This window comes from Streptomyces sp. MS191 (assembly GCF_008042125.1).
Classification (GTDB): domain Bacteria; phylum Actinomycetota; class Actinomycetes; order Streptomycetales; family Streptomycetaceae; genus Streptomyces.
The window spans coordinates 150,178-162,918 of the sequence record NZ_RDBI01000037.1 but is presented as its reverse complement, the minus strand read 5'-3'; the positions used below and the strand labels follow the sequence as shown (position 1 = coordinate 162,918).

The 12,741-nt window shown below is 73.8% G+C and carries 11 protein-coding genes and 1 riboswitch; of the genes, 4 read left to right on the top strand and 7 right to left on the bottom strand.

Annotation, left to right across the window (positions count from 1 at the left end):
* Positions 1 to 200: 200 nt before the first annotated feature.
* The 5 genes from EAO71_RS06425 to EAO71_RS06405 form a co-directional block, all read right to left on the bottom strand.
* A complete protein-coding gene (locus EAO71_RS06425) occupies positions 201 to 698 on the bottom strand; it encodes a DUF6099 family protein (RefSeq protein WP_187282581.1) in 498 nt (165 codons plus the stop codon).
* Positions 699 to 824: 126 nt separating this feature from the next.
* Positions 825 to 1,205, bottom strand: coding sequence for a nucleotide pyrophosphohydrolase (locus tag EAO71_RS06420; protein WP_261992031.1), 381 nt, complete (start codon positions 1,203 to 1,205; stop codon positions 825 to 827).
* Positions 1,202 to 2,332, bottom strand: coding sequence for an AAA family ATPase (locus tag EAO71_RS06415; protein ID WP_147976802.1), 1,131 nt, complete (start codon positions 2,330 to 2,332; stop codon positions 1,202 to 1,204). Before EAO71_RS06415 ends, EAO71_RS06420 begins: the two co-directional genes overlap by 4 nt.
* 562 nt (positions 2,333 to 2,894) lie before the next feature.
* On the bottom strand, positions 2,895 to 3,311 hold the full coding sequence (locus EAO71_RS06410) for a cell division protein SepF (RefSeq protein ID WP_147976801.1): 417 nt from the start codon (positions 3,309 to 3,311) through the stop codon (positions 2,895 to 2,897).
* 147 nt (positions 3,312 to 3,458) lie between these two features.
* The gene (locus tag EAO71_RS06405) at positions 3,459 to 3,914 is read right to left on the bottom strand and encodes an Lrp/AsnC family transcriptional regulator (RefSeq protein WP_147976800.1); all 456 of its coding nucleotides are present in this window, start codon (positions 3,912 to 3,914) and stop codon (positions 3,459 to 3,461) included.
* Between the two features lie 187 nt (positions 3,915 to 4,101).
* Here EAO71_RS06405 and EAO71_RS06400 point away from each other — a divergent pair, with 187 nt between their 5' ends.
* The 4 genes from EAO71_RS06400 to EAO71_RS06385 all read left to right on the top strand — a co-directional run bounded on the left by EAO71_RS06400 (position 4,102) and on the right by EAO71_RS06385 (position 11,030).
* Complete coding sequence (locus tag EAO71_RS06400; RefSeq protein WP_147976799.1) at positions 4,102 to 5,220, top strand: asparaginase; 1,119 nt, start codon at positions 4,102 to 4,104, stop codon at positions 5,218 to 5,220.
* Positions 5,221 to 5,248: 28 nt separating this feature from the next.
* Positions 5,249 to 6,658: an aspartate ammonia-lyase gene (gene aspA / locus EAO71_RS06395; protein WP_147976798.1), complete on the top strand. Its 1,410-nt coding sequence runs from the start codon at positions 5,249 to 5,251 to the stop codon at positions 6,656 to 6,658.
* A gap of 91 nt (positions 6,659 to 6,749) precedes the next feature.
* Positions 6,750 to 6,949: riboswitch (cobalamin riboswitch) on the top strand.
* A 201-nt stretch (positions 6,950 to 7,150) separates the two neighbouring features.
* The gene (metE, locus tag EAO71_RS06390; RefSeq protein ID WP_147976797.1) at positions 7,151 to 9,469 is read left to right on the top strand and encodes a 5-methyltetrahydropteroyltriglutamate--homocysteine S-methyltransferase; all 2,319 of its coding nucleotides are present in this window, start codon (positions 7,151 to 7,153) and stop codon (positions 9,467 to 9,469) included.
* A 274-nt stretch (positions 9,470 to 9,743) separates the two neighbouring features.
* A complete protein-coding gene (locus tag EAO71_RS06385; protein WP_147976796.1) occupies positions 9,744 to 11,030 on the top strand; it encodes a YhgE/Pip domain-containing protein in 1,287 nt (428 codons plus the stop codon).
* 24 nt (positions 11,031 to 11,054) lie between these two features.
* Here EAO71_RS06385 and EAO71_RS06380 read toward each other — a convergent pair whose 3' ends face one another.
* Both EAO71_RS06380 and EAO71_RS06375 read right to left on the bottom strand, forming a co-directional pair.
* Positions 11,055 to 12,092 (bottom strand): hypothetical protein, encoded by a 1,038-nt coding sequence (locus EAO71_RS06380; RefSeq protein ID WP_147976795.1) that lies wholly within the window; start codon positions 12,090 to 12,092, stop codon positions 11,055 to 11,057.
* A 3-nt stretch (positions 12,093 to 12,095) separates the two neighbouring features.
* Positions 12,096 to 12,677 (bottom strand): RNA polymerase sigma factor, encoded by a 582-nt coding sequence (locus EAO71_RS06375; protein ID WP_147976794.1) that lies wholly within the window; start codon positions 12,675 to 12,677, stop codon positions 12,096 to 12,098.
* Between the last annotated feature and the right edge of the window lie 64 nt (positions 12,678 to 12,741).

The following is a 12,741-nucleotide window of genomic DNA, read 5'->3' as shown; positions in this document are numbered from 1 at the left end:
CGCCGACGCGAGCCCCCGAGTCCGCCGGGTCCCCGAGGCCCTACCGCCCGGCGACCGCTCGTGCCGGACCTCCGAGACCGGACGGCCTCCGCCCGCGCGACGCCCCCGGACCGTCCCTCACCGCCGCCCAGGCGCGGCCCCTCCGCCCGCCGGCCTCGCCACGGGTCCGTTCACACCACAGCCGCTCACGCCGCACCCCTTCATGGCGGCCCCGTCGCCGGGCCCGCCCTGCCCCGGGCGGCATCGGGCGGCCGGTCCCGCTCCCGTACCGCGAGGCGGCGCAGCATCCCGCGCACCCGGTCGTTCGACTCGTCGGCCGCGTCGATCGCCTCGATGCACTGCCAGTACAGCCCCTCCTCGTCGGTCGCGCAGGCCACCCCGACCAGGGCGATCCCCACTTCCCCGAGGAGCGCGCCGAGCGCGTTCAACGCGAGGCGTGCGTCCGCCACTTCGGTCAGCTGGGCGGCCCTCGGCCCGCCCGGGCCGAGCACGGGGTACTCCAGCACCCCGCGCCCGCCACCTGTCTCACTCAGCCCTCGTGCCTCGCTCCGCAGCTCCAGCGGTCCGCAGAGCGCGAGGTGACTTCCTATCGCCTGGGCGAGGGCCTGGGCCTGCCAGGCCTCCGCCACGATGTCCAGCGCCGTCCGGCTCTCCGCCAGCGCGCGCCGGCCGGCCGCGATGAGTCGCTCCGCTTCCATGTACGCCGCCCCCGTTCGTACGACTTACTACCCACTCACTCCATTACCCAGCGTGAAGGCGACTGAGCCAAAACGCCAGAGGAATTCGGAAATCTGTGGACAGGAAGCTCGATGGGGAAAAGCCGATCACTCCGCAGAGTGACGATCACCCTCTTCCGCGGGGCGTGACACCTCCTCCGGCCGCTGCCGGACGGGGAAGCGGAGTTCGTTCCGGTCGATCTTCTCCGACAACGCCACCAGGGGATCGACGCCGAGCACCCCGCAGAACTGGAGCAGATACGCCAGTACGTCCGCGACCTCGTCGGCGACCCGGTGCGCCGACTTCGGATCCTCCATCACCCGCTCCGCCTGTTCGGGCGTCAGCCACTGGAAGATCTCCAGCAGTTCGGCCGCCTCGACACTGAGGGCAGCCGCCAGGTTCTTCGGCGTGTGGTACGGCTGCCACTCCCGTGAGGCCGCGAACTCGGCCAGTCTGCGCTGCAGTTCCACTACATCCAGTTCACTCACGGCTCCAGGTCTACCACCGACACCCCCCGCACCTCCCGGGCGTCCTCCGCCGCGGCCTGCCCGACCGCGCCGACGAGCCGGATGTGCCCGTCCGCGCAGATGGTGGCGGCGAGGTCGAGCAGGGCACGGAACTGCCGCACGTCCAGCCCCCGGTCGAGTCCGTCGGCGAGGACGGTCAGCGCCCGCATGGCCGGCGGCACCTCGCCGAGCTGGTCCATGGCGAGCACGCCCGGCCCGGTGAGCAGGACGAGCGCCAGCGCCAGGTAGCGCAGTTCGCCGTCGCCGAGTCTGCCCAGCGGGGTCGGGGCCGCGGCGCCCGGGCCCGACGCGCCTCTCGCCGCCCGCTCCAGCACCGCCCGCACCGTGGCGTCCGGCAGTTCCTCCACGCCGAGTCCCGTGACCGGTCCGGCGCAGCCGGCGCCGGCCACCGAGGCCAGCCGGGCGTGGCGGCGCGGGCAGTCGTTGCTGGTGCGGTGCAGCACCTCGGCGAGGTTGTCGCAGCCGCGCCGCAGCCGGCCTTCCCCCGCGGGGACGGGGGCCCGCATCCGGTAGGGCCGGGGGTCGCAGGCGAAGACCGAGCGCAGGGCGACGACGACCTGTTCGGCCGCGGCCAGGACCTCCAGCTGTCCCGGGGTCTTGCCGGCCACCCGCAGCGGCAGGAGCGCGGTGCCGAGGAGGTCGTCGGGCAGGGGTGCCCGGGTGACGGGGGTGGTTCCCGCGGTGTGCCATTCGGCCTGCACGGTGCTGCGGCCGGGGTCTCGGAGGGCCGTGGTGAGCAGGGTGCGGCCGGGCAGGGTGAGGCGTTCGCCGACGATGCGGAGGCGGGGTTCGGCCTGGACGGCGATGTCGAGGCGGACCGGACCGCAGGGGCCGTCGACGGTGCAGCCGATCCGGAACCCGCGCCGCCCTTGCGCGTCGGGCCGGGCCCGCTCGGGCACGCACCCGCCGGCGTCGGGGAACGCCAGCGCGAGGTCGTCGCCGGAGCCGAGCCGGGCCAGCGCCTCGTACGCCCTGAGGACGGTGGACTTGCCACTGCCGCTCGGCCCGGTGAACAGGGTCACCGGGCCGAGCGGGTGGACGGCGCCGCGGTGGGCGGCGAAGGCGGAGAGGCGCAGCTCGGTCACCACCGGCCGTGCGGGCCGCCGTTCGGCGCCGGCTCCGGTCGCGCCCCCGGCCGGGAGCGGTCGCGCCCCGTCCCGGACGGAGGCGGAGGCGGAGGCGGCGGACGCTGGTGCGGAGGCGGATGCGCCGTCCCGTACCGACCTCCGGGAGGTCGCCGCCCGAGGGCTCGGGGATGCGCCGTCCCGTACGGACCCCGGGGAGGTCGCCGCCCGAGGGGCCGGTACCGAGGGGGAGGCCGGGACCGCCTCCGCGGGCGGCGGCGCGCCGGCGGCCTGCGCGGCCGTGGACGCGGCACCGCTCCGGGACGCGGGTGACGTGGGCGCGGCCCCGCCCCGAGACGCCGAGCGCGAGGGCGCGCCCCCGGACGCCGGAGCGGAGGACGCGACACGGGAGGGCGGAACGGAAGGGGCGGCGCCGGACGTCCGGACCGTGGGGGCCGGAGGACCGGAGCGTAAGGAGGGGGACCCGGAAGCGGATGCGTGGTCGGGCGTGAGACCACCGGTGGAGTGCATGGTCGGACCGTACGCAGCCCTTCGCCCGACGAACCGTTCCGGCGAGTCGACCTTCCTACGATCGGGGGACGGCGGCCTCCGCGTCGTGCTCCGCGTCCGGCGCGCCCTCGACCTCGGTGCCGGCCGGGGCCAGCAGGAAGACGTTGCGGTCGACCCGGTGCATCCCGCTGCCCAGGCCGAACACGACGCCGCTGCTGAAGTCCAGGATCCGCTTGGCGACTTCGGTGTCCGCGCCGGTCAGGTCCAGCAGGACGGGGATCTGGGCGACGAGGTACTCGGCGACCTCGCGGGCGTCGGCGAAGACCTGCACCCGCAGGACGACCATCCGGCGCTGCTCCGCGTACGCGTACTGATCGGGGATCGTGCGGTGGTCGATCCTGGACGGCCATTCGTCACGGCCGCGCAGGGGGACGACCTGGGCGAGGCCCTCCCACTGCTCGTCGGTGACGTCGTACCTCTCGTACCTACTCATGGCCCCATCCTCCCGTCCCTCACCCGTTCGGCCCAACAGCGACACGTCGCAACTCGGCCACCGTCCCGCACGGGTCAGTCGCAGGTCACCGCCTCGCGCGGTCTCGCGCCCGGTCACCAGCCGCACGGACGGGCCGTCGCCCCCGCCTCAGCGCGGGACGGGCAGTCCGCGCGGTTCCTTGACCCGCTTCATGATGATCTGCGAGTTGACCTCCGTGACGCCGGTCAGCGACGTCAGCCGCTCGATCCACAGGCGCTCGTAGGCGGCGAGGTCGGCGACCGCGATGCGCAGGAGGCAGCCGGGACTGCCGAACAGCCGGTACGCCTCGATGACGTCCGGGATGTCCTGGAGCGCCGCCTCGAAAGCCTCGACCGTCTCCCGGTCCCGTCGCACCTCGATCGAGACGAGCACCTCGAAGCCGCGGCCGACGGCGTCCGGGTCGATCACCGCCCGGTACCCCTGGATCACCCCGTCCTGCTCCAGCTGGCGCACCCGGCGCATGCAGGCGGAGGCGCTGAGTCCGACCCGCTGGGCGAGCTCCAGGTTGGTCAGCCGCCCGTCGTCCTGGAGCTCGCGCAAGATATGAGCGTCGATCCGATCCATGGCGCAATTATGCACGCGCCCTGATGTACAGCAGCGGCGGATTTCGCAATCGCATTGCGGACCTTCTGCTCTATCGTTGCGGCGGCGCCGGACCCTCGCACACCCGTGCGCCCGTTCGAGCCCGCGCCCGCACCCCCCGCGTCCGAGTTCGCGCTCGTGACGACCCCCCACCCCGGGAGCAGACGACATGGAATGGATCCGCGACGACAAGCCCCGCCGGATCAAGCTGATCAGCACCGGCGGCACGATCGCCAGCCGCTGGCAGGGCACCGGATACGCCGCCGACGCCTCGGGTGACGACGTCCTGGCGACGGCCGCGCTGCCCGACGACATCGAGGTCGAGGTCGTCGACCTGTTCAACGTCAACAGCTCCCGCATGACCACCGCCCGCCAGCTCGCGCTGCTGAGCGCGGTGCACGAGGCCCTCGCCGACCCCGACGTGGCCGGAGTCGTCGTGACCCACGGCACGGACACCCTGGAGGAGTCGGCCTTCTTCCTCGACCTGCACCACACGGACCCGCGGCCGGTCGTCCTCACCGGCGCCCAGCGGCCCCTCGGCACGGGCGACGGCGACGGTCCGGGCAACATGTACGACGCGCTCCAGGTCGCGGCCTCCGTGCGCGGACTCGGCGTGCTGGTGGTCTTCGACGGCGTGGTCCACGCCGCGCGCGGCACGGTGAAGGCGCAGACGCTGGCCGCCGCCGCGTTCGCCGACCCCTCCGAGCAGAGCCTCGGCAAGGTCGGCTTCGCCCGGGTGGACGTCCGCCGCCGGCCGGACCGCCCGGCTCCGCTCCCGCTGCCGCGGGCCGCCACGGCCGAGGAGCCCGTCGCCCTCCCCCGGGTCGACATCGTCACCCACCACAGCGACGGCGACCCGCTGCTCCTGAACGCCGCCATCGCCGCGGGCGCGCAGGGCATCGTGCTGGTCGGCACCGGTGCGGGCAACGCCACTCCCGAGATAGCCGAGGCGGTCGCCGAGGCCGTCTCCCAGGGGGTCATGGTGGCCCTGACCACCCGGGTGCACTCCGGTCCGGTCGCCGAGATGTACACCGGCGGCGGCGCCGTGGACCTGGTCGCGGCCGGCGCGGTGCTCACCGGCACGCTGCGAGCCGGTCAGGCCCGGATGGCCCTCGTCGCGACCCTGCTGTCCGACGTCGCCCCGGGCCGGCGTGACGCCCTGCTGCGCGACCTCCTGAACGGCCCGACCCGCGCGGAACCTGCCCTGGCTGCCGGCGGGTCGGGCTCCCGTTTCTCCGGTGCCCACACCTCCCCCGCCGCCGCCCGGCAGCCCGCCGCGCTCCACTGACACCGAAGAACCGAAGGTCGGACACGCCATGCAGAACCCTTCCCGCCTCGAGCACGACCTCCTCGGCGAGCGTGCGGTGCCGGCCGAGGCCTACTGGGGCATCCACTCGCTGCGCGCCCAGGAGAACTTCACCGTCACCGGCCTGCCCATCTCGGTGTACCCGCGACTCGTCGAGGCGCTCGCCGCCGTGAAGGAGGCCGCGGCCCTGGCCAACGAGGAGCTCGGGCTGCTCTCCCCGGAGAAGGCCCGCGCCATCGTCGCCGCCTGCCGGGAGATCCGCGCCGGGCGGCTCCACGATCAGTTCGTCGTGGACGTCGTCCAGGGCGGCGCCGGCACGTCGACGAACATGAACGCCAACGAGGTCGTCGCCAACCGGGCGCTCGAACTCCTCGGTCACGCCAAGGGCGAGTACCAGCACCTGCACCCCAACGAGGACGTCAACCTCAGCCAGTCCACCAACGACGTCTACCCGACCGCCGTCCGGATCGCGGCGATCATGTCGGTGCACGGGCTCCTCCAGGCCGCGGCGGTGCTCCAGGACGCCTTCGCGGCCAAGGCGTTCGAGTTCCGCGACGTCCTGAAGATGGGGCGCACCCAGCTCCAGGACGCGGTGCCCATGACGCTGGGCCAGGAGTTCTCCACGTACGCCGTGATGCTGGACGAGGACCGCAACCGGCTGGCCGAGGCCGTCGAGCTGATCCACGAGATCAACCTCGGCGCCACCGCCATCGGGACGGGGCTCAACGCCCCGGCCGGCTACGCCGAGACGGCCCGCCGGCACCTGTCCGAGATCACCGGCCTGCCGCTGGTGACCTCGCCCAACCTGATCGAGGCCACCCAGGACTGCGGCGCGTTCGTGCAGCTCTCCGGTGTCCTCAAGCGGCTGGCGGTGAAGCTCTCCAAGACGTGCAACGACCTGCGGCTGCTCTCCTCCGGCCCGCGTGCCGGCCTGAACGAGATCAACCTGCCCGCCGTGCAGGCCGGTTCGAGCATCATGCCGGGCAAGGTCAACCCGGTGATCCCCGAGGTCGTCAACCAGGTCGCCTTCGAGGTGATCGGCAACGACATCACGATCACCATGGCCGCGGAAGGCGGCCAGCTCCAGCTGAACGCCTTCGAACCGGTCATCCAGCACGCCCTGTCGAAGAGCATCATCTCGCTGCGCGCCGCATGCCTCACCCTCGCGGAGCGCTGTGTCTCCGGCATCACGGCCAACACCGAACAGCTGCAGGCGACCGTGCGGAACTCCATCGGTCTGGCCACCGCCCTCAACCCGCACATCGGCTACACCGCGGCCACCGCGATCGCCCAGGAGGCGCTCCGGACCGGACGGGGAGTCGCCGAACTCACCCTGGAGAAGGGGCTGCTGCCCGCCGAGCGCATCGCCGAACTGCTCAGCCCGGAGCGGCTGACCGGCGCGACACCGCACCGCGTGTAGCGGGCCGGGGGCCGTCGGCCCGACCTCGATTCCCGGCCAACTCGCCTCCGGGGCGGCGGCCCCGCCCGCGGGCCGACTAGGGTGGCGGGCGCAATTGGTTCGCGCCCGTCCGCCAGTCGGGACGCGTCGTAAGAGGGAACCCGGTGGGAATCCGGGACTGCCCCGCAGCGGTGAGTGGGAACGACCGCCGTCATACGCACTGGACCCGAACGGGTCCGGGAAGCGACGGCCACTAGGTGTCCGCCTCGGAGAGAGGTGGGCGTGCCCGCGAGTCCGAAGACCTGCCCGTTGCCCGCGCGCGACCGTTCGCGCGCGGACATCCCGGTGACCTCGAGGGCGGGTCGGCGTACAGAGCGGGCGAGCCGCCCCGAACCGATGCGCATGCGTCCGGCATGACACGGCAGGCGGCCACGGCCCGTTCGTCCACGCACCCCTTCGCGCCCTCGTCCCGTCGCCGGGACGCATGGAGACACGCTCGCGAAGGAGAGTTCCGTGACGACAAGGGCGACACGACGGGCCGCGGCGACGGCCACCCTGTACGGGTACCCCCGCCAGGGCCGGGACCGTGAACTGAAGAAGGCCGTCGAGGGCTACTGGCAGGGCCGGGTCGACGCCGAAACCCTCCACCGGACCGGCCGTGACCTGCGGCGCGCCACCTGGATGCAGCTCGCCGACACCGGCATCACCGAGGTGCCGACCGGCGACTTCTCGTACTACGACCACGTGCTCGACACCAGCGTCATGGTCGGCGCCGTGCCCGAGCGCCACCGGGCCGCCGTCGCGGCCGACCCGCTCGACGGCTACTTCGCGATGGCGCGCGGCACGCAGGAGGTGGCGCCGCTGGAGATGACGAAGTGGTTCGACACCAACTACCACTACCTGGTCCCCGAACTCGGGCCCGACACCGCCTTTTCGGCCGACTCCGCACGGCAGGTCGCGGAGCTGCGCGAGGCACGGGGGCTCGGCCTCGCCGCCCGGCCCGTCCTGCTCGGCCCCGTCACCTACCTCCTGCTGGCCAAGCCGGCGCCCGGCGTCCCCGACGACTTCCGGCCGCTCACGCTGCTCGACCGGCTGCTGCCGGTGTACGCGCAGGTCCTGGCCGACCTGCGGGCTTCGGGCGCCGAGTGGGTGCAGCTCGACGAGCCCGCCCTCGTCCAGGACCGCACCCCGGCCGAACTGGACGCGGTCGCCCGCGCCTACCGGGAACTCGGCGGGCTCGCCGACCGGCCCAAGCTGCTCGTCGCCTCCTACTTCGACCGGCTCGGCGCCGCGCTCCCCGTCCTGGCGAAGACCCCCGTCGACGGCCTGGCCCTGGACTTCACCGGCCCCGCCGCCGCCAACCTCGACGATCTCGCCGCGGCCGGCGGACTGCCCGGCAGGCGCCTGGTCGCGGGAGTCGTCGACGGGCGCAACATCTGGATCAACGACTACGAGAAGTCCCTCGCCGTCCTCGGCACCCTGCTGGGGCTCGCCGGACGGGTCGACGTCGCCGCGTCCTGCTCGCTGCTCCACGTGCCGCTCGACGCCACGGCCGAACGGGGCATCGACCCCCAGGTGGCCCGCTGGCTCGCGTTCGCCCGCCAGAAGACCGGCGAGATCTTCACCCTCGCCCGCGGTCTGTCCCGGGGCACCGGGGCGATCGCGGCCGAACTCGCCGCCAACCGCGCCGCCCTCGCCTCCCGTTCCACGTCCGCGCTGACCCGTGATCCGGCGGTCCGGGCCAGGGCGGCGGTCGGGGACGCCGACCGCAGGCGCCCGCAGCCGTACGCACTGCGTGCGGCCGCCCAGCGCACCGGGCTCGGCCTGCCGCCGCTGCCCACGACCTCGATCGGCTCCTTCCCGCAGACCTCCGAACTGCGGACGGCCCGCGCCGATCTGCGGGCGGGCCGGCTCGACGCGGCCGGCTACGAGGCGCGGATCGAGGCCGAGATCCGCGAGGTCGTCGCCTTCCAGGAGCGGACGGGCCTGGACGTGCTCGTCCACGGCGAGCCCGAACGCAACGACATGGTGCAGTACTTCGCGGAGCAGCTCACCGGATACCTCGCCACCCGGCACGGCTGGGTCCAGTCCTACGGCACCCGGTACGTCCGGCCGCCGATCCTGGCCGGGGACATCTCGCGCCAGGACCCGATGACGGTGCGCTGGACCGCGTACGCGCAGTCGCTGACCCAGCGCCCCGTCAAGGGGATGCTCACCGGGCCGGTCACCATGCTCGCCTGGTCCTTCGTCCGTGACGACCTGCCGCTCGCCGACACCGCCCGGCAGGTCGCCCTGGCGCTGCGCGACGAGGTGGCCGACCTGGAGGCGGCCGGCACCGCCGTCATCCAGGTCGACGAGCCGGCCCTGCGCGAGACGCTCCCGCTGCGGGCGGAGCGGCACGCCGCCTATCTCGACTGGGCGACGGAGGCGTTCCGGCTCACCACGAGCGGCGTCCGGCCGGAGACCCAGATCCACACCCACATGTGCTACGCCGAGTTCGGGGACATCCTGGCGGCGATCGACGATCTCGACGCCGACGTCATCAGCCTGGAGGCCGCCCGCTCCCACATGGCCGTGGCGGGTGAACTCGCCTCGGCGGCGTACCCGCGCGAGGCGGGCCCGGGCGTCTGGGACATCCACTCCCCGCGCGTGCCGTCCCCGGAGGAGGCGGCCGGTCTGCTGCGCGAGGCGCTCAAGGCGATCCCGGCCGAACGCCTCTGGGTCAACCCCGACTGCGGCCTGAAGACGAGGTCGTGGCCGGAGACCCGCGCTTCCCTGGAGAACCTGGTCGCGGCGGCGCGCGCGTTGCGTGCGGAGCTGCCGGGCACCTGACGTCCCGGATGCCGCCCGGGTCCCGAGCCGGAGCACCTGAGGTCCTCGTACGGGACCTCAGGCTCGGGGCCCGTACGCCCGGCTTCGGTGCCGTACGACGCCGGGCAGCGGCCGGACGGCACCCGGCCGGGCGGCGTACGGCTCCCGGCCGGGCGGCTTCACCTCTCCGAGCGAGCGCCCTGCCCCGGCCGGGGGGCACCACGGTGAGGCGGCGCGGTTCCCGGCGGGGCGCCGCGCATCATGGGCCGACCTGTTCCAGAGCCGACGGAGAAGAATGACCTCCCCGAGCACGCGTCCGGACGACGGTCCGCTGGTCCGCGCCGGCACCCTGCTGCGTCGTCCGCGGCTGTGGGTGATGCCCACGATCCTCACGGGACTGCTCGCCCTGCTGCTGTCCCTCCTCTACATGGGCGGCGTCGTCAACCCCCAGGGCGACCTGCGGAACCTGCCCATCGGCCTCGTCAACGCCGACCGGGGCGCCCCACCGCCCGGGCAGCAGCAGAACATCGGGACGCAGATCAGCCGGGCGATCACCGGCGACCGGAGGACCGTCGCCGCCGAGTGGCAGACCCTCACCCTCGCCGAGGCACAGGACCGGCTCGACTCCGGCAAGATCTTCGGCGCGCTCGTCATCCCCGCCGACTTCACCGCGTCGGTCACCGCGCTGACCACGGCGAACGCGACCGCCCGGCCGACGATCACGGTGCTCACCAATCCCGGCAAGGGCAGTCTCGGCTCCTCCCTCGCGAGCCAGATCTCCACGGCGGCCGCCCACCAGGCGTCCCGCACGATCGGCGAACGCCTCACGGCGGCCTCGACCGGCGCCGCGACGACGTCCACCACCCGGCTGCTGCTCGTCGACCCGGTGAACGTGGTGACGAAGGTCGGCCACCCCCTGGGCGGCCACAGCGGCCTCGGACTGAGCGCGTTCTACTACACGCTGCTCCTCGTCCTCGCCGGCTTCCTCGGCGCCAACGTCATCAACAACGCCGTGGACACCTCCCTCGGCTACGCCGACAACGAGATCGGCCCCTGGCACGCCCGCCTGCCCACCGTGCCGATCAGCCGCACCCAGACGCTGCTGCTGAAGATGGTCATGACCGCAGGCATCACGGTGCTCAGCGTCTCGCTGGTGATGCTCGCCTGTGTCGCGATCCTCGGCATGGACGCGACCCGTCTGCCGCTGCTGTGGATCTACTCGTACTGCGCCTCGCTGGCGGTCGGCCTCGGGGTGCAGGCCATCAACGCCGCCTTCGGCGGGGTGGGACAGCTGGTGTCCATGTTCGTCTTCATCGTCCTCGGCCTCCCGTCGTCCGGCGCCACCGTGCCGCTCGAGGCCGTCCCCGCGTTCTACCGCTTCCTCTCGTACTTCGAACCGATGCGCCAACTCAGCGACGGGGTAAGGGCGATCCTGTACTTCGACGCCCGCGGCGACGCCGGTCTCGGCCGCGCCTGGCTCATGATCGCGCTCGGCACCGTCCTGGCGCTGCTGTTCGGCTTCGCGATGACGTCCTACTACGACCGCAAGGGGCTGAAGCGCCTGACGCCGCAGCCCGTCTGAACTCCCCCGGCCGCCCGGCACACATCAGGAGGCGCCGCCGGACGACTGCTTCGCGCCGCCGTTCCCCCGGCCGCCCGCGTTGCCGTCGTCGCCTTCGGCGCCCTTCGCCCGCTTCTCCGGCTTGCCCGCCCTGCTCGACTTGTCCGCCTTGTTCGCCTTGTTCTCCTTGTTGTGCGTCGCCCCCTTCCCCGATCCCTTCCCCGGGGCTTTCTTCGACGCGTTCTTCGACGTCCCGGGCGGGTTCGCCGTGGCCGGCGGGTCCGCCGCGTCCGCGGCCTGGTCCGGCCGCGGCTCGCGGTGGCAGTAGGCGACGACCCGCTCCTCGCCCCCGGCCGCGGTCACGAGCCGTCGCCAGACCGTCGATTCCAGCGTCCGGTCCTGGTCCTTGCCCCTGGCCCCGGTGCTGCCACCGCCGTTGCCCTGCGCTTGCCGCCCACTCTTCTCCGGACCCAGCCCCACCGCGTGGCACAGCGCCTCACGGTTCTCGGCGGGAAGCGGGACCCCGTGCCGGTCCGGCCGGAGCAGAGGGCCCGGGTACGGGGACCCCGGCCGGCCGGTCTCCGTGCCCACGGGGCCGGACGCCCGCTCGTGCGGGGCGGAACGGGCGGGCCGCGGTGCGGCGGGCGGGTCCGAGAAGCCCGCGGTCAGACCTCCGGTGGCGAGGGCCACGCCACCCAGCGTGAGGCTCGCGAGCAGTCCGGCCACGACGGCCCTGAGGGCGCTGTCCGGGCAGCGTCGCGCGGCGGCAGGCGACCAGTCGTCGCGAGGGCGCGTCGGGCCGGAGGTGTGGAGGCCGGCGTCACGGGCTGCCCGGAACGCGGCACGGGCTCCCTCCTCGGCCGCCCGGCGCGCGAGAGCGCCGGGCGCGCGGCCCTCGGCGTCGGCATCGTTTCCGGCGTGTCCTGGGACCTCGCGCTCGGCGGCCTCGCGTGCGGGCCGGCTCCGCGCGGCGGCATCGTGGGCCGCATGGTTCGCGGGGGCGCCGTCCACGGTGTCCGGGCTCCCGCTCAGCATCTCCCGGAGAGCCTCCTCCAGCGCTCTGTCCCACGGCTCGTCAGGCATCCGTCATCTCCCCCTCCCCTTCAGTTGCCGGGCAAGTCGCTTCAATCCCCGATGTGCCGCGGACCGTACCGCACCGGGACGCTTGCCCAGTACCCGGGCGGAGGTGACTCCGTCGAGGCCTACGACGACACGCAGCAGTACGGCCTCGGCCTGGTCCGGCGGCAGGCCCGCGATCAGCGCCAACGCGCGTTCCGTGGACAGGGCGTCCAGGGCCTCGACCGCGACGTCGCCGGGGGCGGGAAGCTCCCGGGCGTCCTGTTCGAGTGCGCTGGTGCGGGGCCGGGAACGGGCGCGCCGGAGATGGTCGAGGGCGCGGTGGCGGGCGATGGTCGCGGTCCAGCCGCGGAAGCCCGCGGCGTCGCCCCGGAAGCGGCCGAGGTCCCGGGCGATCTCCAGCCACGCTTCGGAGGCCACGTCCTCGGCGTCCTCGCCGACCATGCCCCTCAGGTATCCGAGCAGCCCGGGGTGCACGATCCGGTAGGCCTCCGCGAACGCCTCCTCGTCACCCCGCTGGGCACGTTCGACGGCCGCGGCGAGATCCGGGCCGTGTGCCGCCGGGGGCGCCTTCCCCGTTCCCTCACCCACCCGACCCTCTTCACCACACGTACGCGTCCGCGGCTCCGGCCCCACGGTGACACCGGATGACTTT

Bases quoted from the DNA above. Each gene is read 5' to 3' on its own strand.
- EAO71_RS06425 (WP_187282581.1), bottom strand. From the start codon at position 698: ATGGAAGCGGAGCGACTCATCGCGGCCGGCCGGCGCGCGCTGGCGGAG.
- EAO71_RS06410 (WP_147976801.1), bottom strand. From the start codon at position 3,311: ATGAGTAGGTACGAGAGGTACGACGTCACCGACGAGCAGTGGGAGGGC.
- EAO71_RS06405 (WP_147976800.1), bottom strand. From the start codon at position 3,914: ATGGATCGGATCGACGCTCATATCTTGCGCGAGCTCCAGGACGACGGG.
- EAO71_RS06400 (WP_147976799.1), top strand. From the start codon at position 4,102: ATGGAATGGATCCGCGACGACAAGCCCCGCCGGATCAAGCTGATCAGC.
- aspA (WP_147976798.1), top strand. From the start codon at position 5,249: ATGCAGAACCCTTCCCGCCTCGAGCACGACCTCCTCGGCGAGCGTGCG.
- EAO71_RS06385 (WP_147976796.1), top strand. From the start codon at position 9,744: ATGACCTCCCCGAGCACGCGTCCGGACGACGGTCCGCTGGTCCGCGCC.
- EAO71_RS06380 (WP_147976795.1), bottom strand. From the start codon at position 12,092: ATGCCTGACGAGCCGTGGGACAGAGCGCTGGAGGAGGCTCTCCGGGAG.